The following is a 20,273-nucleotide window of genomic DNA, read 5'->3' on the forward strand; positions in this document are numbered from 1 at the left end:
GCTCTATTCTTGACTCATTAACGTGACAAACGGAAATCTGCTTTTCCGTTGACGGTATAAGGTGACAATGCAATATTTTCATTGTTTAACTTCAACGTTACCGATGCTGCATCATCCAGACGAATCTGGAAAGGGGTTTCACCATTCAGCTTCAAGGTAGATGCCTGACGGCCTGTTGCCAACACTTTACCCGTTGAATCTACAATATGCACAGAAGTTGGCTGGCTAAACTCTAACTCAAGCTGGTCGCCCGAAACTACAGTCGAGTTATCCAGATTCAGCACCTGCACATCGGATTCGGCAGGTGCTGCTTCAGGGCTCTGGGCATCTTTGCTGGATGACCAGTTTTGTATCCCCATCACAACAGCAGCGATGACAATCAGTGCCACCAAAGCAAGCAGAATACGTTTTAACCATTTCTTGTTACGATCACGATTAGAACCCGGTAGCTTACCCATGATTTTAATTGGTGAATTGTTTAAGGCATGATTGGGCAACAATCCTGTATCATTTTGATAAATTTCATCAAAACGTTGAATGATAGAACTTGCATCCACCTTCAGGTACTTCGCATAGGTACGATAATAACCCTTAATAAAGGTAGCTTCCGGCAAAGACTTATAATCATCTTGTTCTAAAGCAGTCAAAGTCTTTATAGGGATATTTAAATCTTTGACCACTTCACTTAATTCACGCTTTTGTGCAATTCGAACTTGACGTAAGTACTCGCCTGGACGCTGAACATTTCCTAACGCAGTGGGTACTACGCTTGAACCATTCGATTGCGGTGAATTAGGATTTACTTCCATACGGCCTCAGTACTGTACTGTAATTGCAGATAACGTTGGTATTCCGGACTCTCGGGAAAAAGCGCGCGCAACTGATTGACAAGCACCTGCGTTCCCATTGGGTCGCTATTTGCCCGCGCAATTCGGATACCAATCCAAAGCGCACGCGCACCTTGATTCTTTTGACCAACACTGCGCACAAACTGTTCATACAATTGTGTTGCAGCGGCGGTCTGCTGTTTGAGATAAAAAATTTCTGACAACTCTAACATTGAAACATAAGAGTCACGATTTACTTGCAGAGCCTGTTTGAATGTTTTTTCAGCATTCACCATATCGCCTTGCTTTAAATAAATCCGTCCCGCATTTTCCAATGCTCTGTAGCGTTGTTCATAGCCCAACGTAGTTCCGGCCACATTGAGTTGTTCAAGCGCGTCATTATAACGCTCAATTTGATACAAATAAGTACCGTAGTTGTTACGCGCTTGTGCATTTTTCGGATCAGCAGAAATTGCGCGCTTAAAATAGCTCTCTGCTTTGTCCATGCTGATTTTACTGCCCTCTTGTTGCAGTAAAACCCCCATCATCATATTTGCTGTTGAATCACGTGAATCTACTTCCAGTGCCTGATCCAGAGTACGTTTTGCTGAATCCAGATCACCAGACTTAATATATTCTGCCGCCAATTGAGTGCGAACTTTCACTGCCTTCTCAGGATCTTTTTTCCCGATTGTTGCTGGTGCTTGGCACCCGGCAACAAAAATCGCGGACATACAAATTGTTGTAATAAAAGCTAATTTATATGTGGGCTTTCTCAATTGACATCCCCTTTATTATCCTTGAGTGCGCAGAATCTCATTCTGCTGCGCCACTTTCTTTTTCCACTGTTCCGCACGACGGGTACGGTCAGCAACTTGTCCAACTAACTGTCCACACGCGGCATCAATATCATCACCACGCGTCTGACGAATCGTACACACAAAACCGGCATCAGACAAAGTTTTTTGGAAAGAAATAATCCGGTTACGGCTGGAACGCCCATAGGGTGCATGCGGGAACGGATTAAATGGAATCAGGTTAATTTTACTTGGCAAGTTCTTTAACAGCTTAATCATTTGCTGTGCATGTTCAGGATGGTCATTCACGCCATCCAGCATCACATATTCAATGGTCACGTGCTTACGTGAGCTTTCATTGCCATCTTTGCCAATATAGCGCTGACAAGCCGCAATCAACTGCTCTAAAGGATATTTTTTATTGATCGGCACCAGCTCGTTACGCAGCTCATCATTGGTGGCATGCAATGAAATCGCCAAGGCGACATCAATATCTTGCGCCAACTGGTCAATTTTTGGCACCACGCCCGAAGTCGACAAGGTCACACGGCGTTTAGACATGCCATATGCAAAATCATCGAGCATGATACGCATTGAATTCAGCACGGCATCGTAGTTCAACAATGGCTCACCCATGCCCATCATCACCACATTGGTCACAGAACGCTCACGCTCTGCCACAGGCACATCTTCCATATAGGAATAATTTGCCATCCACAGCTGACCGATAATTTCAGCCTGGCTTAAATCACGCTGGAAACCCTGTTTGCCCGTAGAACAAAATGAACAGTCCAGTGCACAGCCGACCTGTGAAGAAATACACAGGGTTTTACGAGAACCGGTTTTGTCTTCTGCCGGAATCAGCACGGTTTCAACCAGAGAACCATCACCATCACCGACACGGAACACCCACTTACGGGTACCATCTTTGGAATAGTTTTTATGCACCACTTCCGGGGCTTTAATTTCACAAATCTTTTCTAATTTTTCACGCAGTTTGCCGGAAATATTGGTCATTTCAGCAAAGTCGGTCACGAAGAATTGGTGAATCCATTTCATCACCTGCCCGGCACGAAATTTCTTCTCACCCATATCTTCGAAGAATTTTTCCATTTGCGGACGTGACATGCCAAGTAAGTTCACTTTTTCCACAGAATTTTGCTGCGTCGGAGCGGATGGAGATGGTTGCTGTGCATCAGAAATTGCTGATGTAGCGACTACTTCAGTACTCATGTGTATTACCTAAACCATGCCTAAAGATGAAAGGAGAAGCTCAATATCTGAGCAGAGGATTATTCAGAGAATAAAAAAACCAGATAAGTATAATAACACTTATCTGGCTTGAATACTGCGTATTAACGAGTACGTGGAGCAATCTCAGTTTGCGCGAAGAAATAGTTAATTTCGCGGTCAGCAGATGCTACAGAGTCAGAACCGTGAGCAGCATTTTCGTCGATGCTTACAGCAAAGTCTGCACGGATAGTACCAGGAGCAGCTTCTTTAGGGTTAGTTGCGCCAAGGATTTCACGGTGAGCAAGAACTGCGTTTTCGCCTTCAAGAACTGAAACTACAACTGGACCAGAAGTCATGAACGCAACTAAATCACCAAAGAAACCACGTTCTTTGTGCTCAGCATAGAAGCCTTCAGCTTCAGCTTGAGTCAAGTGTTTCATTTTAGTTGCAACGATTTGAAGACCAGCTTTTTCGAAACGAGCAAAGATGTCGCCGATGTGGTTTTTAGCAACTGCGTCTGGTTTAACGATAGATAAAGTACGTTCAATAGCCATTGATTGGCTCCTTAAATCAATTGTTGACATGAAAATTTGCCGCATTATACCGAATAATGGGCTTTTTTCTGCTTTTGATATGTAAAAAAATTGCTTTTTTCGATGTAGCGCTTAACGCACTTCATCAATCCAAGCCATTTGAATTCCTTCCAGCAAACCTTCAGTCGATTTGGTTGGGTCATCATTAAAGTCTGGTAATGCACATACCCAAGCGTGTAAATCGGTAAAACGAATCCATTGCGGATCTACATCTGGATGTGCTTCAGAAAGCTCAATCGCAATATCAATAGTATCTGTCCAACGCAAACCCATGGCTATTCCTAATATGTTCAAATCAGTGGCAATACTTTAGCAAATTTTGGAAAAATCGCGTGATTTTCCTGATTGATCAGCTGCATTTTTACAACATGATATTAAAAAAAGGCGCACTCTCAATAATGCCACCAGCAATCACGACACCAATCAATGCGCCTACCAGCACGTCACTCGGATAATGTAGCCCCAATACCATCCGTGATATCGCCACCAGAATGGTAAAAGGTAACATCAGAATCAATAGCATGGGCTGAATATAACCCATGACCGTACTGGCCATGACAGCATGCAGGGTATGACCAGAAGGAAAACTGAAATGGTCGAGCGGCGGTTCTTGCAATCGAATCACCTGATGTACTTGATAAGGTCGAGGACGTACCGTTTTTTGTTTTAAGATTTTATAAATTACGGTACCTACCGATCCGCTAACCAGTAGATATAACACTTGTACAATATAAAATACCCCTTCCAGCACCCATAGACTGGCGAGCATAATGAACCAGAACAAACCATTGCCAAAACGGCTGATTATTTTAAAAAAGTGGGCTACCGTATGTGAATGTGAAAAATTATTCAAATACAAGCACCCTTTTAAATCCAGATCCAACATCGTTATTTTTGCTTTTTTTAAATCCATGATGATGCTCCTTTAAGCTGTCGCTTAAAATTTAGGATGTCATTGCTGTCTCCATCGCTACCGTATACAGTGCTTGCTCAAATTGTTGCACTGGATATTGCCAACCTATATGTTGCACGGCCTTTCGAGCTTCCAGTCCCATATGTTTCAATTGCTGATTGCTCGGCAACTGATACATTGACTGCATAAAACCTGTCTTATCACCCAAAGAACTCAGCCAACCTGTCAAGCCGTGTTTAATATGCAAATGTGCACAGGCATAATTATAGGCAATCACTGGCAAACCGCTTGCCATGGCCTCCAGCACCACATTGCCAAAGGTTTCAACCTGACTGGCAAATACAAAAACATTTGCACTTGCATAAGCTTGGGCAAGTTTCTGACCTGATAAATTTCCTGTAAAAATGACATCATGTCCTTGGCATAATGTTTCGAGACGACCACGCTCCGGACCATCACCCACAATCACCAGTTTGATATCCGGGTTATTTTTCTTCATGGAGAGATAGGCTTGAACCAGAACATCTATTTCCTTTTCAGGTGACAACCGTCCCACATAAAGCATGACCTGAGTACTCGGTGTTGCCTGCCATTGCTGACGTAAAACGCTGGAGTAATGTTGGGGTGAAAAATGCGTAACATCCACGCCACGCCCCACCACAACAAAAGGACAACAAATGCCAAATTCTCTTAAAATATATTCAGTATCTTTACTGGGAATACAGGTCAGTTGTGTATTGTTATGAAACCAACGTAAATAACGCTGAATGGGCTTAATTAAAAAGGCTAAATCGAAATAGCGACTAAATTCTTGAAAAGGTGAATGGAAGGCACTTGAAACAGGTATGCCCTTTGTCTTCGCTGCCTGCAAAACGCTTAATCCCAATGGTCCTTCTGTAACAATATGCACAACATTTGGTGCAAACTGATCCAATGCCTGAGAAACTTTTAAAAATTGTGGCCAGCCAAATTGCAAGCTTGGATATTGAGGAATAGCCTGAGCTTTGACTAAACACTGCTGATTTGGCAAAAATTGATCACACAGCTGCTTTTGTTCCGGCCGAATCAGTAAAATTTTATGGCCCTGTTTCTGCAAACCCTTGCAGAGTTGCAATAGAGACAGTGCCACGCCATTAATTTCTGGAGACCAGGTTTCTGTCACAATGGCAATTTTCAGCCGTGGGCGAATTAACCCAGTGAGTATCGCGACATCATCAAAAATGCGGTCTTGCTTATTTTTTTTAAAATAAAATTGGAAATTTTCTGGAAAATTTTGTTGTCTTAGCAGGTTGCTCGCATACAAATTTGCCATACAGCACCTATATCGTTATTTTAGATTTAGCTTAGATGTTAATTCTTTCAGTTTGATGATTCTTAGATGACTGTTTATTGAAACGTTGTATAATGCTAACAGCCAATAAAAACACGCTCCTCTTCCAAAGCTAGCTATTTTAAACAGCTCTTTTCAGTTTTACGTTTACGTTCAATTACAGACCAGTCCTTCACTGGCATACAAAATAATTAAAATAATAGGTTTACGTATATTACATCGCTATATATGCCAACTGGCGTACGTATAGAAGGCTGTTCTTCCAATCGTACCGCAATGACATATTTACTATCTTTTGAATTTCCCGACTGGGAAAGAGGCACATTCCACTGATTTCTCACAGGACCCGAAATATTCATTCGGGTTTTCAAGCGGTAAGTACCATTTGATACATAACTCGAACCATCCGAGCTACGCAAATTTTGACTGCTAAATTTAATTGCATAGGACTGGTCACAAAAGACTTTAAAGGAAGTTGCAGCAAAACTATGATAATAATCTGCCAAATGCATGACCGGTTCGGATATAGCATTTAAATAGCATTGCCCCGCATAAGCGAAAGCACAATTTGCATAGAGTAAAATGACCATGATAATTTTTTTCATTGTAATACCCTCTCTAGCGACAAATAACATCCATAACTGACTGCTCTAGCGCTTTTTGGTTCTGATTTGACACCTCAAAAGTACCCTGACATGTCTCGCCACCCTTGGCTTTCGCTAAAAACCGATATTTATTCGGTTTTAATCCATATAAATACACCCTACCCTGGGCATCCACAGGGAAATACTGGCTCTCTTCACCATTGATATATACTTCGCTTGTACGAGGCATCTGTTGATTATTTTGATCCAATAAACGCAAAATGACTTGTTGGGTATGATATACAGGAAAATCTAGAATATAGCCCCGTTGATTTAAGCCAATCATTTTTTGGCTCGAATAATCAAATGCATCTTCAATTGCTAACTGATTTTGGTCAAACGAAATATCATAGGGCACATAAGGAATAATATTATGTACAAATAAATAGCCATTTTTATTGGTACTTCCTACAGGAGATAATGACCTTGCAACATCAATCTCTGGAGAATCCTGAACTTTAACTAAAGCGAATGCATTATCAACAGATTTTGTTAATGCTACTTTTCCACCCAACCAGACAATAGCCCCGCGATAAATCACCTGATTATTTTCATATTCATCAGATTGGTCCAATTGAACACGTAAATCACCTACATTTGATTTTAATAAACCCGCAGCTTGATAAGCTAAATTTCCACGACGCTGATTTGCCCCCAAAACATAATCAAACCCAGTTTGTGCTGGAGATGCTTTGACAAATTGCACCCTTGTTTCATTATCTGTTGAATGCGAGAAGTAAGCATTCTTGTTATTACCTAAGCTATAGTTTAAAGATAAATATGCACCAGAATTTTTATCACCAGCAAACTCTTTAAAGCCTGAAATACTAAATGAAAGATTTGAACGCAGCATTTTAGAAATACTTAGATTTAATATACGGCTATCTGAAATATTAAAATTATCATTTTCATAATAAATTCGTTCTAAATAATTTAAATTAAAATTATTTATTATTGGCAAATCATACATACTGAAATAAAAAATATAATCATATTTTGGAATAAGTACTTCATTGCTATAGCCCAAAGTTTTATAATTATCAGTGGAATACTGCCCACTAAAACCCAAGTAAATATTATTTACAGTACGACTAATCGAGCCACCTACCGAATAGCCAGATCCATCATTACTATCACTTCCTGCAATAAAAGCGTCTAATAATGCATATTTACTAATCGCTTGAGTCCATAATAAACCCAGATTCTTTACTTCTTCACTATATGTAGCATTAAACCCAAGGGTAGTTAAATTACTTATACCCCGCCTAAAATAGATATTAGAAAAAAATTCCCTATAATCATTACTTTGAAGATCATAGTTATATCTAATCTTACCTAAAGAAATATTATATTCATTTAACCCAGGTTTAAGCAGTTTATTATTAATATATACAGGAAAACTCTGGACTGTTTTATTACCCAAAATATCTTCTACCACTACCTGAGCATCTCCAGATTGTTGAATCAATGCACCAGGCTGTAAAGTATAATTCCCCGGAGTAATTCTTTGTTGAGAAATACTAACCCCATTAATATATAAATCCACAGTTGAGGGTAAAACAGCGCTTCCTTTTAAAGTCGGCATATTCCAATAAATATAGTCAGGCCGATCTGTAAAATTTGTTCCAAAACTTAAACCACCATAACGTACTGAATTAACGAAGGGGTTGGAAATAGTAGTGGTATCACCCACGGTTAAACTTAAAAACTTATCAGGAAAATCTAGATCAAAAGCGGACCTTAGACGAACTATTTTTTCTTGTTTTACCTCTTCTGGTGCCAGAGCCTGTTCATTCTCAGTTAAATTTCGTATAAGCGTAGAATTTTGAAATAACCAATAATCTTTAAACACCCCTAATTCTGCTAATGAATTAAATTGGTCATCCTGTGAAGTCTGCTCATAAAAAAGATCATAATTTAAAAAAGCACCCAAAGCTGCCCTATTAGGCATAATCAATTTTTCTTGATCTATTTCTTTAGCTTGAAAATACTCTGCGGGTACTGTTAGTTTTACTGACTGTACATGTGTATCTATTTCAGCAAGAGCTGGGTTCAGTGAAACCAAGCAAAACTCTTTTTTTATGGGATGGACAGGAAAATAATCTCCTTTCAACTCTAAAGCATTTAAAGATTGGCACTCTATATATATTTTTTTATCTTCTTCAAATACTAATGTTTCTATATTTTTATCTATACCATTTAACCAGACGTTACTAAAAAAAACATTGTTCTCCTCTGCATTTACCCGCTGAATAGGTAGGACTATATTTAAAAATATACATGGCAAAAACAATATGATTTTTTGCATAACCCCTCACCCTGACAAATTAAATTCCATCGGCAATTCACTTCTATCTGTTTCAATAATTAATTTATATTTATTGAAATTCCCCAACTTAATCTCACCAAAATTAAATTTTTGTTGCTGATTATTAAGTAAATATTTCATATCTGTAGTGACTGCAACTTCTTTTTTCTTGTCATCTAGAATGGTTATTTTTTTAATTTGAACATGTGTATTGGTATTATTTTTCACATTTAATGAAAGCTGTGATCCATTATATACCGGGTTAAAATTTAGCTTCACTTTTTCTTGTACCCCTACGAATAGTGGGACAGAAATATTAAACAGGAAATTAACTTTTGACTCTTTTACAGTAGGTGCAATTTCATTAAAAATGATTCGCCAAGTTTCTTCTTTTTTTGGGGCTTGCATTTGAGTAAACCCTACCCGAACAATCTGCTTACTATTGGGTTGTAATACAAAGTTTTTAGGATTAATCACTACGGAATTATCAGGCTCTAAAACATCTTCCCCTTCTGCATTTTGTCCCCATTTAACGGCAGAAACTTCAAATATTTTAGCTTGATCAGATTCACTATAATCTAATGTAACGGTAGCACTACGCTGTTTTTTAACATCCGATATATATAGTTGGATAGGCGTAATTTTTAGTCCTGCATAAATTGTCTGTGAACATGCCAACACAATAGAAATAGCGAACATCGAAAATAACTTATTCATTTTCCCCTACCTATTATTTTTTATTTTTAAATTTTGATCTTTTTATAGTGAAGTTGGCATCACTATAAAGTGATACCAACTTTTTTTATTTCTAATTAAAAATTAGAATGAAACAGCAATTCGCAATTCTTCAGTATAAGTACCTACTGGTTTAGATACACCAACTTGTGGACTTACAACAGTAACATCATAAGGCGTCCACCCTCCTGGCGTAAATGGTTGACCTGCTGTTGTCGCATTCAAAGGAATAGTGGTTGTACCATTACGTTTGGTGGTAATTGTAACAGGAATTTCATTAGCACCCATTTTAAGTTTAGAACCATTTGCAGTTGTTAAACCAATCTTAAACTGTGCATTTGCCCCAACACGGAAACTGCCCTGTGCAGTATCGCCACCCACTTTATCTTGTAAAGTCAAAGTAGGAGTAAGTACTTGTAGTTCACAATGCGGTTCAACTTTAAGTTTAATATCAATTTTACCACTACAATCTACATCACAACCTGAAGGTGGTGGTGGAGTTGGTATCCCTCTTGCCAAATCATCTTCTGCATACACGCCTGTTGCACAAACGCCAAGTACTAATGCCGCTAATGCAGCTTGGGTCATTTTATTCATGATTTTCTCCATTTCTTTTTTTAAAAGAATATGTGTGTATAGTTATTTTAACGATTACGATGTAACTCTTTTTATTATGAGTAAGGTTACGTAACCGTTGACCTATCTTATTATCTTTAATTTTAAAAAATGCAAAAATGGTATTATTCACAATACATCAATTTAATGTTTGTTTTTTATTTGCTTTACAACTTTAATTCTATATTTATAATAAGGTTACGATACAAAATAAATTGATACAATTTAGAAATGTTTCCAATTATGTCAAATAAAAAAACAATAAAATAATCTTCAAAACACATAAAAACAACTAAATCACTAATTTTATTATTATTTTTAAAATTATCTCAACTTACACTAGTTTAAAATAAAGTTACATAATTTACAAAAGTTTGTAAATTACAGCTTATTATTTAAAAAATATGTGATTTTATCGATAATTTTACTTTATTTTTCAAACATTAATACTGTTCTTTAGGCACAATAAATTTAATTCCAAATTCCATCAAAAAAAAATAAATTCATTTAGAAAATAACCACTTAAACAAAAATAAAACTTATATAAATTATTTTTATAAAAAAGAGAAGGCGAAAAAATTATTTTTAGTCTTGTTTTTATTTAATACCAATGTTTTCTCAACCGTAATGTATCTGACTTTATTTAATACAACATGTAATATTTTATGGTTATAAAAATTTGACATATAACCATTTAGTAAAAAATATTATTCATATAAATATTTAAGGAATTTATAAGATAAACATTCATCCAATTAAATATTTTTCTTTTAATAATAATTAATGCAAATTCATTTTTTATTTATATTTTTTAAAAAAATATTTTATAAAATATTTTTCAATTATTTTCTACCCGATTTAATAAGCCATCTTTTACTTGATAGACCTGCCCATAACCGAAATCAATTTGTTGTTTTTCTCCCTGAACAGCTGGAAATCCAGTAATATTTTCTAATTGGGGGGAGCGTTGAAATTGATGGGTTTTAGGGTTATACATCCAGTAGATAAAGCGCTTATCTTCAATTTTTCGTTCATTGGAAGTATCTGAAAGCACGATGTCATAATAGCCATCAAGATTAATATCCATATAGCCAATACTCTTGGGATAAGCAGTAAACCCTGACAAACTTTGAACGACTGTATTGGTCGTTTTATTCCATACATCCACTTGTTTTAAGGCTCTTCCATAAGGCTGTTGGAGATTTTCAAGACCATAAAATTTAAATATGAACAGCGGCTTTTCTACTGCTGTAAATGCAGGCCCAAATTGAATTGGAATACTTTCGTTATTCTTTGCTGTGATCAAAACTGATGACATCTGTCCTGTATTGGCATTTAAATTTCCATTCAACTGATATTGTTCAGATGCTGTTGCCTCCCCCTCTACACTTACCGATTTAAGATTAAGCTGATCTCCTTTTTGCAAACCTTTAAAAGCAATCGCTTTTTGCTCGTTCAAATCATGGAATTTGCCGTGTGGATTCCAGATTCCTGCATACAAATCAAGAAAATAGCGTCCATCATCTGAACGCAACATTCGCTGCATAGAGACCCGAACATTTGTGAAAGATTTAAGGTGATCAATCCTGGTTACAGGCACTGTTTCTGCAAAACTTAAACATGCAAAAGATAAAGTGGTAAGACATAGCAGGATTTGAGTTTTCATTACTCAGCCAAACTTAACAATAAATTATGTCTACTCTATCACACTTAAAATTACATTTGATCTATCCTCAGCCGCTGTGTTTTGTTGCGAATTATTAATAGACTGATCTTCATCAAAAAACTAAAAATACTTTAGACAATAAAAAACCCTTGTATCAACAAGGGTTTTTTAAAGATTAAACTAAAAAATTAGTTCTTCTCTTTGTCAACGATTTTGTTCGCTTGAATCCAAGGCATCATTGCACGTAACTTGTTACCTGTTACTTCGATACCATGAGCAGCGTTTTGACGACGACGAGCAGTCATAGATGGGTAGTTCAACGCACCTTCCTGGATGAACATTTTCGCATATTCACCAGATTGGATACGTTTAAGCGCATTACGCATTGCTTCACGAGACTGTTCGTTGATCACTTCAACACCAGTTACGTATTCGCCATATTCAGCATTGTTCGATACTGAATAGTTCATGTCCGCGATACCGCCTTCAAACATCAAGTCAACGATCAATTTAAGTTCGTGTAGACATTCGAAGTAAGCCATTTCAGGCGCATAACCCGCTTCAACAAGAGTTTCGAAGCCCATTTTAACCAGTTCAACAGCACCACCACAAAGAACCGCTTGCTCACCGAACAAGTCAGTTTCAGTTTCTTCACGGAATGAAGTTTCGATGATACCGGTACGGCCGCCACCTACGCCTGAAGCGTAAGAAAGTGCTACATTACGCGCGTTACCAGAAGCATCTTGGTGAATCGCGATTAAATCAGGAACACCTGAACCACGTTGGAATTCAGAACGTACAGTGTGACCTGGTGCTTTAGGCGCAATCATGATTACGTCTAAGTCAGCACGTGGCACAACTTGGTTGTAAAGAACAGAGAAACCGTGAGCAAATGCTAGAGTCGCGCCTTGTTTGATGTTTGGCTCGATCACGTCACGGTAAAGTTGAGATTGGAACTCATCTGGAGTCAAAATCATGACTAAGTCAGCTTGAGCAACAGCAGCAGGAACTTCTGAAACTTTAAGACCAGCATTTTCAGCTTTTTTCCAAGAAGTCGAACCAGCACGTAAACCTACAGTTACGTCAACGCCAGAGTCTTTAAGGTTAAGCGCATGCGCGTGACCTTGTGAACCATAACCAATGATCGCTACTTTCTTAGATTGGATGATCGATAAGTCTGCGTCTTTATCGTAAAAAATTTGCATTGCTGTCTCCGCTTAAATGCTTATGTTTCCTTTTATCCAGGTCAATGATGTTATTGGTATTCATTGACCTGGATCCTCATCTCCACGATGAGTAGAATGTGTTAAAAAATTAGACTGTTAAAACTTTTTCGCCACGTGCGATGCCCGATACACCTGAACGCACTACTTCAAGAATGGTATTTTCTGCAAGCGCATCAATGAAACCGTCAAGCTTTTCAGTTGTACCGGCAATCTGAATGGTATAAGTCGTCGGGGTTACATCCACAATTTGTGCGCGGAAAATGTCAGCGGTACGCTTGATTTCTGCACGTGCCGATCCAAGTGATTTCACTTTAATCAGCATCAGTTCGCGCTCGATATGCGCACCCTCAGACAAATCAACCACTTTCACTACTTCAACCAGTTTATTCAGCTGTTTGGTGATTTGTTCAATTTTATGATCATCACCATACGTGGTCAGCGTCAAACGTGACATGGTTGGGTCTTCGGTTGGTGCAACATTCAAAGTCTCAATGTTATAACCACGTTGAGAGAATAATCCCACCAGACGTGAAAGTGCACCCGCTTCGTTTTCTACGAGAACAGAGATGATATGTCTCATTGAGTGCGCTCCCCTTTTCCTAACCACATATCTTGCATCGACTGACCCGCAACCAGCATTGGATATACATGCTCGCTACGGTCAACCATAACGTTAATAAATACGCATTTATCGTTGATGGCCATGGCTTCTTCAAGCTTGGATTCAAGTTCATCAGCATGGTTAATCTGGATGCCCACGTGACCATAAGCTTCCATCAACTTAGCAAAGTCAGGCAATGATTCAACATAAGAGCTTGAATGACGACCTTCGTAGTTCATATCCTGCCACTGTTTCACCATACCCAAGGCACGGTTGTTGAGGCAAAGAATTTTCACATTTAGGCCATATTGCTTACATGTTGATAATTCCTGGATACACATCTGAATCGATGCTTCACCGGTAATACATACCACTTGCTGGTCTGGGAATGCCAATTTCGCAGCCATGGCATAAGGCAGGCCTACACCCATGGTTCCCAAACCACCTGAGTTAATCCATTGACGTGGACGCGTGTATTTGTAATACAACGCACCAAACATCTGATGCTGACCAACGTCAGAAGTAATAATCGCCTGGCTATTGGTAATTTTATCTAAAGCGGCAACGACTTGTTGTGGCTTCATCGTACCATCAGTTGGGGCTACAACTTTTAAGCCGTGTGCTGCACGCCACTCATCAATTTGCTTCCACCATGCTGCAATATCTTCAGGGTTCGGTTTTGAAACATTCATTTGTTTCAACTGTACCAGCATCTCTTGAAGTACCGGCTCTACCGCACCCACAATTGGAATATGCGCCATGATGGTTTTAGAAATGGTTGCCGGATCAATATCAATATGAATCACTTTGGCATTTGGACAGAATTTTGCCGGATTATTGGTCACACGGTCATCAAAACGTGCGCCTACACACAGAATCAAGTCTGCATTGTGCATGGTCATGTTAGCTTCATAAGTACCATGCATACCCAACATACCGATAAATTGAGGGTCATTGCCCGGGAATGCACCCAAGCCCATCAAAGTATTGGTTACCGGATAGCCCAATAAATGAGCCAATTCAGTCAATAATGCTGAGGCATTACCCTGTACCACACCACCGCCAGTGTAAATCACTGGACGTTTAGCACTGATCAATTCGTCAATTGCTTTACGGATCTGGCCTGAATGACCACGATGTGGTGGCTGATACGAACGCATCTTCACTTTTTCAGGATATTCGTAAGCAAATTTTTCTGCAGGATTAGTCGCATCTTTAGGAATATCGACAACCACAGGACCTGGACGGCCTGAAGAAGCAATATAGAATGCCTTTTTAATAATCGCAGGAATTTCGCTGGCATGACGCACTTGGAAACTGTGTTTTACGATTGGACGAGAAATACCGACCATATCGGTTTCCTGGAACGCATCCTCACCGATAAGATGGCTTGCAACCTGACCAGACAAAATCACCATTGGGATTGAGTCCATATAAGCCGTTGCAATTGGCGTTACGGTATTTGTCGCGCCTGGACCTGATGTGACAAGTACCACACCAGTTTTACCTGTTACACGCGAATAAGCATCAGCCATATGACCGGCAGCCTGTTCATGACGTACAAGGTAATGATTAATTTTGTCTTGTTGAAAGAGCGCATCGTAAATATGCAGTACTGCGCCGCCTGGATATCCAAAAACATGTTCAACGCCTTCGTCCGCCAATGCGCGAACAAGCATTTCACCACCAGATAAAAGTTCCAACGTGATTCACCCTAATCTTTTTTCACGCACAAATGGAGGGCATTTGTGGTGATTCATTCATTCACTGTGTGCTCTGTTATAGCACACAAATTTCATAGTTTTCATAGCAATAAGAAAAAAATCTGACCTGGTCGCTGTTTGAGCAATATGAGGTCTAAAACATGTTGGGATAAACATATTTTGTTGGCTTTGTTCAGCTTCTCGGCTAGAGAAGAAGTCCATTGCTAAAAGGCTCTTATTCGAAGGGTGATCGATCTAAGGCATATAAAACTAAAGCAGCATTTTTGTGGTTTCGAGTATTAAAGTCAAGTTTAAAAATTAGCTTTTTATAGCTTAATTTTAAATTATTCATTTTTTATTCATCAGTTTTGTCTTTAGCAGTGCACACCATAATAAAAAAAAATTAACTTTTTTATATTTTTCAAATAATTAAAAAATATTTTCATAAAAAATAAATATAAAAATTATAATAAAATGGAATGAATATTTATTTTATTAAAAAATGTTTTTATTAATTCAAATGTATTTCTTACACTTTGATTTTGTATCTGGATATATTTTTGTATTCAGAGTCACAACACCGTAGCGAATCAAGGAGTATCTTTCTAATTAAATGAAGATCAAATAGTACGATTGCCTAATCATTCATTTATCTGCATTTTGGGGCAGTTTATCTTTTTTCTCTGCAAAACGATCAAGATCATATAAAATACTGAAGCAATCAGGAGTTCTATTTATCCCACACTCTATCCAACTGATTATGACAATAAGGACTTGATTATTATGGCATCATCTTTCATCAAAATTGCATTCATGGCTGCATGCTTTAGCTTCAGTCTCAGCTCAACCACGAGTTTTGCCAAAGAATATTACAAATGGGTGGATGCCAAAGGGTCTACGCACTACACCACCACCCCACCACCAAAATCGGCAAAGAAGAAAGGTAAAGTGGAGACTTATGGCACCGCACATTCTGCTAGTCCTGCGGCTCAAGAAAATAATGCTGTGAAAGAAGCCAAGAATACTGCTCAAGAAAACAAACCCGTTAATCCAACAATTCCCGCAATTCCAGAAGGCAGCATTCCTGCAACACCTAAAGTCCAATAATATTATATTGTGCCCAGGAGTGATTACGAACCGGTAATCACTCTAGATAATCTAAAAAACTATAAAGATGAAAAGAGCGGTAACAGAACCCTATATTCACCTTAGAAAAAAGGGTCGCAAATGCTTAAGCCTTATTCGCTGTAATGAATAGATGAGTACTTCTGCTTGTTGATGCTGCGAATAATATTGCCCCTCATATTATTTTTCCCCATCCAGGTATGCTGAAGATTTTTATAAAGGATTGGATAACAGGGATTCAACGCATGCTGGCAAAGCATCTCCGCCGAAACGTGCATAGAGACCAGACTTATATCAACCTTTCAACACAAAACTGAACAAGCTGAAAAAGTAGTAGCATTGTCCAGACAACATATAAGAAAGATCCTTATGCAAGCATGTTTGGTGCGATCAGATAACAAGAAATCCACGCATCAATAGAAGCAGCTTATTTATAAAACAAAGAGAAACTTGTGAATTCAAAAACATGAGATCATTAAAGGATATGTTTAAAAGTTCCATGTCTAGTGACCAGGAAGATAAAATCCTGATCTGAAAACTGACATTGCATCGCATTTTGCGCTATGCTGTGGGCTAAATTTTTTAACCGTTCTCTTGTATTACGTATATGACTACTCACATTGACTCTGAATACCAAGCCAGTGCGATTGAGCCTCAAGTCCAGCAGGATTGGGAATCTCGCAAAGCCTTTAAAGTTGCCGACACTGTAGAAGGTCCACGTCGTTATATCCTCTCGATGTTCCCTTACCCAAGTGGCAAACTGCATATGGGTCATGTGCGTAACTATACGATTGGTGACGTAATCAGCCGTTTCCACCGTCTAAAAGGTGAAACCGTGTTGCAACCTATGGGTTGGGATGCATTCGGTCTACCTGCTGAAAACGCGGCGATTGCCCATCAGGTTGCACCTGCAAAATGGACCTTTGAAAATATCGATTACATGCGTAATCAGTTGAAAAAACTCGGTCTGTCGATTGACTGGGATCGCGAATTTGCAACATGTACACCAGAATACTACCGCTGGGAACAATGGTTATTCGTTCAGCTTTATAAAAAAGGTCTGATCTACCGTAAGTTGTCTACCGTGAACTGGGATCCTGTAGACCAAACTGTTCTAGCAAACGAACAGGTTGAAAATGGCCGCGGCTGGCGTTCAGGTGCATTGGTTGAAAAACGTGATATTCCAATGTACTACTTCCGCATCACAGACTATGCGCAAGAATTACTGGACGATTTAGAAACTTTAAAAGACGGTTGGCCACAACAAGTCTTAACCATGCAACGTAACTGGATTGGTCGCTCACAAGGGATGGAAATCACCTTCCCTTCAGCGAACCCAGACGTCTATGCAGATGGTTTAACTGTATTTACCACTCGTGCCGACACTTTAATGGGCGTGACTTATGTTGCTGTTGCAGCAGAACACCCTATGGCACTAAAAGCAGCTGAAACTAACCCTAAATTACAAGCATTCATCGAAGAATGCCGTATGGGTTCTGTGGCAGAAGCAGATCTTGCCACTGCCGAGAAGAAAGGCATGGCAACCGGTCTTTCTGTGAAGCACCCTGTAACGGGTGAAGAAGTTCCGGTTTGGATCGCGAACTACGTACTCATGTCTTACGGTTCAGGTGCGGTGATGGCGGTTCCATCACACGATGAACGCGACTTCGAATTTGCCAACAAATATAGCTTAACCATCAAGCAAGTGATTGATGCCAAAGGCGCTGATGATGCTGACTTTGATGCAACTCAATGGCAAGAATGGTACGGCTCTAAAGAAGGTAAACTGGTTAATTCAGGCGAATTTGACGGTTTAGACTTCCAGGGTGCATTTGATGCCTTCCTTGCAAAACTTGAGCCGCAAGGTCTTGCCAACGTTAAAGTTCAATTCCGTCTACGTGACTGGGGTGTGTCTCGTCAGCGTTATTGGGGTTGTCCAATTCCAATGATTAACTGTGACACCTGTGGTCAAGTGCCAGTACCAGAAGATCAACTTCCTGTTGTCCTTCCAACTGATGTAGTGCCAGACGGTTCAGGTAACCCATTGAACAAAATGCCTGAGTTCTACGAGACAAAATGTCCTTGCTGTGGTGGCGACGCACGTCGTGAAACAGATACATTAGATACATTCGTAGAATCATCTTGGTACTATGCACGTTATGCATCTCCAGACTTTACAGATGGCATGGTCAAACCTGAAGCAGGTCAAACCTGGCTGCCTGTGAATCAATACATCGGTGGTGTTGAACACGCGATTTTGCACTTGCTCTATGCGCGCTTCTTCCACAAATTGATGCGTGATGAAGGTGTGGTACAAGGCAACGAACCGTTCACCAACTTGTTAACACAAGGTATGGTACTGGCTGATACTTACTACCGTGAAGCAGAATCAGGCAAGAAAACCTGGTTTAACCCTGCGGATATCGAGCTGGAAAAAGACGAAAAAGGTCGTGTGCTTTCTGCAAAATACACTGGTGATGGTCAAGAAGTCGTGGTTGGCGGTCAGGAAAAAATGTCGAAATCGAAAAACAACGGTATCGACCCACAAGCGATTATTGACCAATACGGCGCAGATACTGCACGTGTATTCATGATGTTCGCTGCTCCACCAGATCAATCTCTTGAATGGTCTGATGCAGGTGTTGAAGGTGCAAACCGTTTCTTGAAACGTGTATGGCGTTTGGCAACCGGTTTCCTTGAGCAAGGTAACAATGCTTCAAACATCGACAAAGTGGCGCTTTCTACGGCTGCGCAAGACTTACGCCGTAAAACGCATGAAACCATCCAGAAAGTGGGTGATGACATTGAACGTCGTCATGCCTTCAACACTGCCATTGCAGCGATGATGGAATTGTTAAATGCGAACAACAAGTTCGAAACGAAAGATGACAACGATGTTGCTGTTGCTCGTGAATCCATCACCACACTTCTGACTTTATTAGCTCCATTTGCGCCACACGTAAGCCAGACTTTATTGGCTCAGTTTGGTATTGAATTAACAACTGCTGCGTTCCCTGCTGTAGATAAATCTGCATTAACACGTAATACACAAACGATTGTGGTTCAAATCAACGGGAAACTTCGCGGCAAGCTCGAAGTGTCTGTGGATGCATCTAAAGATGACATCTTGGCACAAGCCAAAGCATTGCCTGAAGTACAACAATTCTTGACCGGTCCAACCAAGAAAGAAATTGTGGTGCCGAATAAGTTAGTAAACTTGGTGGTTTAAGAATCCCTCCAAACCTCCCTTTGAAAAAGGGAGGCTTTCCCCTCTTTATCAAAGAGGGGTTAGGGGAGATTTCACAATTACCAAACAAAGCCCGTTGTCAATCAACGGGCTTTGCACATACAATCACTACATATTTTTCGATCTTCCTTTTTTGCTTTGAAGAACAATACAGAGGACAACGCATGCATTTGGGCAAACGTTTAGCAGCAATTGTTTTAACTTGTGGTCTAAGTGCAGGCTTAGTGGGCTGTGGCTTTCATTTAAAAGGCACCAACCCGACAACTGCTCCTGTGGCTTATTCTAAAATGAAATTGGCATTGCCGGATAATGCAGGACAATTGCATGAAAAACTTGCAATTTATTTGGGTGCAACAGGTATTCAGCTGAGCAATAGTCCCGATGCTTATGTGTTGCGTGTACTGGATTACACCCCACAGCGTCATGAATTGAATGGCAAACTGGTGGAAACCCTACTGCGCTTAACCGTGACTTTCCGTATTGAAGATGCACAAGGTAATCCGGTTACTGAACCGCGTGCCATCACAGCTTCACGCAGCTATCAATATGATGTGGCTACGGTAAACACGGATGATCAGGAACAGAAGTACCTCAATCAGGTGATTGTTGATGATGTGGCACAGCAAATTGTGCGTCAGATTTCATCCAACCGTTTACCCAAAGTCGTGACCAAACCAGCGGCTTCTACGACCCAACCTTAAATATAGAAA

At 39.6% G+C, this 20,273-nt stretch carries 18 protein-coding genes; 3 read left to right on the forward strand and 15 right to left on the reverse strand.

Annotated elements, in window-relative coordinates; genetic code table 11:
• Positions 1–17: 17 nt before the first annotated feature.
• The 15 genes from FTT83_RS02235 to FTT83_RS02305 form a co-directional block, all read right to left on the reverse strand.
• A complete protein-coding gene (locus FTT83_RS02235) occupies positions 18–809 on the reverse strand; it encodes a helix-turn-helix domain-containing protein (protein ID WP_086195368.1) in 792 nt (263 codons plus the stop codon).
• Complete coding sequence (pilW, locus tag FTT83_RS02240; protein ID WP_166169250.1) at positions 800–1,561, reverse strand: type IV pilus biogenesis/stability protein PilW; 762 nt, start codon at positions 1,559–1,561, stop codon at positions 800–802. Before pilW ends, FTT83_RS02235 begins: the two co-directional genes overlap by 10 nt.
• A gap of 60 nt (positions 1,562–1,621) precedes the next feature.
• The gene (rlmN, locus tag FTT83_RS02245; RefSeq protein ID WP_086195366.1) at positions 1,622–2,857 is read right to left on the reverse strand and encodes a 23S rRNA (adenine(2503)-C(2))-methyltransferase RlmN; all 1,236 of its coding nucleotides are present in this window, start codon (positions 2,855–2,857) and stop codon (positions 1,622–1,624) included.
• A 122-nt stretch (positions 2,858–2,979) separates the two neighbouring features.
• On the reverse strand, positions 2,980–3,411 hold the full coding sequence (gene ndk, locus FTT83_RS02250; RefSeq protein ID WP_086195365.1) for a nucleoside-diphosphate kinase: 432 nt from the start codon (positions 3,409–3,411) through the stop codon (positions 2,980–2,982).
• A 111-nt stretch (positions 3,412–3,522) separates the two neighbouring features.
• Entirely contained in the window at positions 3,523–3,723 is a 201-nt protein-coding gene (gene iscX / locus FTT83_RS02255; RefSeq protein WP_086195364.1) for a Fe-S cluster assembly protein IscX, read from the reverse strand.
• Positions 3,724–3,811: 88 nt separating this feature from the next.
• On the reverse strand, positions 3,812–4,363 hold the full coding sequence (locus FTT83_RS02260; protein WP_086195363.1) for a phosphatase PAP2 family protein: 552 nt from the start codon (positions 4,361–4,363) through the stop codon (positions 3,812–3,814).
• Positions 4,364–4,394: 31 nt separating this feature from the next.
• Positions 4,395–5,675, reverse strand: a complete 1,281-nt coding sequence (locus tag FTT83_RS02265; RefSeq protein WP_180174241.1) for a glycosyltransferase family 1 protein — start codon at positions 5,673–5,675, stop codon at positions 4,395–4,397.
• Positions 5,676–5,884: 209 nt separating this feature from the next.
• A complete protein-coding gene (locus FTT83_RS02270) occupies positions 5,885–6,298 on the reverse strand; it encodes a hypothetical protein (RefSeq protein ID WP_171263149.1) in 414 nt (137 codons plus the stop codon).
• Between the two features lie 13 nt (positions 6,299–6,311).
• Entirely contained in the window at positions 6,312–8,645 is a 2,334-nt protein-coding gene (locus FTT83_RS02275; protein ID WP_086195361.1) for a fimbria/pilus outer membrane usher protein, read from the reverse strand.
• A 6-nt stretch (positions 8,646–8,651) separates the two neighbouring features.
• On the reverse strand, positions 8,652–9,362 hold the full coding sequence (locus FTT83_RS02280) for a molecular chaperone (RefSeq protein ID WP_086195360.1): 711 nt from the start codon (positions 9,360–9,362) through the stop codon (positions 8,652–8,654).
• A gap of 102 nt (positions 9,363–9,464) precedes the next feature.
• On the reverse strand, positions 9,465–9,977 hold the full coding sequence (locus FTT83_RS02285) for a hypothetical protein (protein WP_086195359.1): 513 nt from the start codon (positions 9,975–9,977) through the stop codon (positions 9,465–9,467).
• 856 nt (positions 9,978–10,833) lie between these two features.
• A complete protein-coding gene (locus FTT83_RS02290; protein WP_180174242.1) occupies positions 10,834–11,661 on the reverse strand; it encodes a hypothetical protein in 828 nt (275 codons plus the stop codon).
• Positions 11,662–11,849: 188 nt separating this feature from the next.
• A complete protein-coding gene (gene ilvC / locus FTT83_RS02295) occupies positions 11,850–12,866 on the reverse strand; it encodes a ketol-acid reductoisomerase (protein WP_086195357.1) in 1,017 nt (338 codons plus the stop codon).
• A 109-nt stretch (positions 12,867–12,975) separates the two neighbouring features.
• Entirely contained in the window at positions 12,976–13,467 is a 492-nt protein-coding gene (ilvN, locus tag FTT83_RS02300; RefSeq protein WP_086195356.1) for an acetolactate synthase small subunit, read from the reverse strand.
• On the reverse strand, positions 13,464–15,191 hold the full coding sequence (locus FTT83_RS02305) for an acetolactate synthase 3 large subunit (RefSeq protein ID WP_086195355.1): 1,728 nt from the start codon (positions 15,189–15,191) through the stop codon (positions 13,464–13,466). Before FTT83_RS02305 ends, ilvN begins: the two co-directional genes overlap by 4 nt.
• A 783-nt stretch (positions 15,192–15,974) precedes the next feature.
• On the opposite strand from FTT83_RS02305, the gene FTT83_RS02310 reads away from it, so the two are divergent.
• From FTT83_RS02310 to lptE, 3 genes are all read left to right on the forward strand, one after another.
• Positions 15,975–16,298 carry a DUF4124 domain-containing protein gene (locus FTT83_RS02310; RefSeq protein WP_086195354.1) on the forward strand — a complete coding sequence of 108 codons (324 nt, stop codon included), beginning with the start codon at positions 15,975–15,977 and terminating at the stop codon, positions 16,296–16,298.
• A 625-nt stretch (positions 16,299–16,923) separates the two neighbouring features.
• Positions 16,924–19,545: a leucine--tRNA ligase gene (gene leuS / locus FTT83_RS02315; protein ID WP_086195353.1), complete on the forward strand. Its 2,622-nt coding sequence runs from the start codon at positions 16,924–16,926 to the stop codon at positions 19,543–19,545.
• A 182-nt stretch (positions 19,546–19,727) separates the two neighbouring features.
• Positions 19,728–20,264: an LPS assembly lipoprotein LptE gene (gene lptE, locus FTT83_RS02320; protein WP_086195352.1), complete on the forward strand. Its 537-nt coding sequence runs from the start codon at positions 19,728–19,730 to the stop codon at positions 20,262–20,264.
• Positions 20,265–20,273 lie beyond the last annotated feature (9 nt).

The sequence above is a fragment of the Acinetobacter sp. YH01018 genome, assembly GCF_013420295.1.
Classification (GTDB): Bacteria; Pseudomonadota; Gammaproteobacteria; order Pseudomonadales; family Moraxellaceae; genus Acinetobacter.

Excerpts from the sequence above, each read along its gene's own strand:
- FTT83_RS02235 (WP_086195368.1), bottom strand. The coding sequence starts at position 809 with ATGGAAGTAAATCCTAATTCACCGCAATCGAATGGTTCAAGCGTAGTA.
- pilW (WP_166169250.1), bottom strand. The coding sequence starts at position 1,561 with ATGTCCGCGATTTTTGTTGCCGGGTGCCAAGCACCAGCAACAATCGGG.
- rlmN (WP_086195366.1), bottom strand. The coding sequence starts at position 2,857 with ATGAGTACTGAAGTAGTCGCTACATCAGCAATTTCTGATGCACAGCAA.
- ndk (WP_086195365.1), bottom strand. The coding sequence starts at position 3,411 with ATGGCTATTGAACGTACTTTATCTATCGTTAAACCAGACGCAGTTGCT.
- iscX (WP_086195364.1), bottom strand. The coding sequence starts at position 3,723 with ATGGGTTTGCGTTGGACAGATACTATTGATATTGCGATTGAGCTTTCT.
- FTT83_RS02260 (WP_086195363.1), bottom strand. The coding sequence starts at position 4,363 with ATGGATTTAAAAAAAGCAAAAATAACGATGTTGGATCTGGATTTAAAA.
- FTT83_RS02265 (WP_180174241.1), bottom strand. The coding sequence starts at position 5,675 with ATGGCAAATTTGTATGCGAGCAACCTGCTAAGACAACAAAATTTTCCA.
- FTT83_RS02270 (WP_171263149.1), bottom strand. The coding sequence starts at position 6,298 with ATGAAAAAAATTATCATGGTCATTTTACTCTATGCAAATTGTGCTTTC.
- FTT83_RS02275 (WP_086195361.1), bottom strand. The coding sequence starts at position 8,645 with ATGCAAAAAATCATATTGTTTTTGCCATGTATATTTTTAAATATAGTC.
- FTT83_RS02280 (WP_086195360.1), bottom strand. The coding sequence starts at position 9,362 with ATGAATAAGTTATTTTCGATGTTCGCTATTTCTATTGTGTTGGCATGT.
- FTT83_RS02285 (WP_086195359.1), bottom strand. The coding sequence starts at position 9,977 with ATGAATAAAATGACCCAAGCTGCATTAGCGGCATTAGTACTTGGCGTT.
- FTT83_RS02290 (WP_180174242.1), bottom strand. The coding sequence starts at position 11,661 with ATGAAAACTCAAATCCTGCTATGTCTTACCACTTTATCTTTTGCATGT.
- ilvC (WP_086195357.1), bottom strand. The coding sequence starts at position 12,866 with ATGCAAATTTTTTACGATAAAGACGCAGACTTATCGATCATCCAATCT.
- ilvN (WP_086195356.1), bottom strand. The coding sequence starts at position 13,467 with ATGAGACATATCATCTCTGTTCTCGTAGAAAACGAAGCGGGTGCACTT.
- FTT83_RS02310 (WP_086195354.1), top strand. The coding sequence starts at position 15,975 with ATGGCATCATCTTTCATCAAAATTGCATTCATGGCTGCATGCTTTAGC.
- leuS (WP_086195353.1), top strand. The coding sequence starts at position 16,924 with ATGACTACTCACATTGACTCTGAATACCAAGCCAGTGCGATTGAGCCT.
- lptE (WP_086195352.1), top strand. The coding sequence starts at position 19,728 with ATGCATTTGGGCAAACGTTTAGCAGCAATTGTTTTAACTTGTGGTCTA.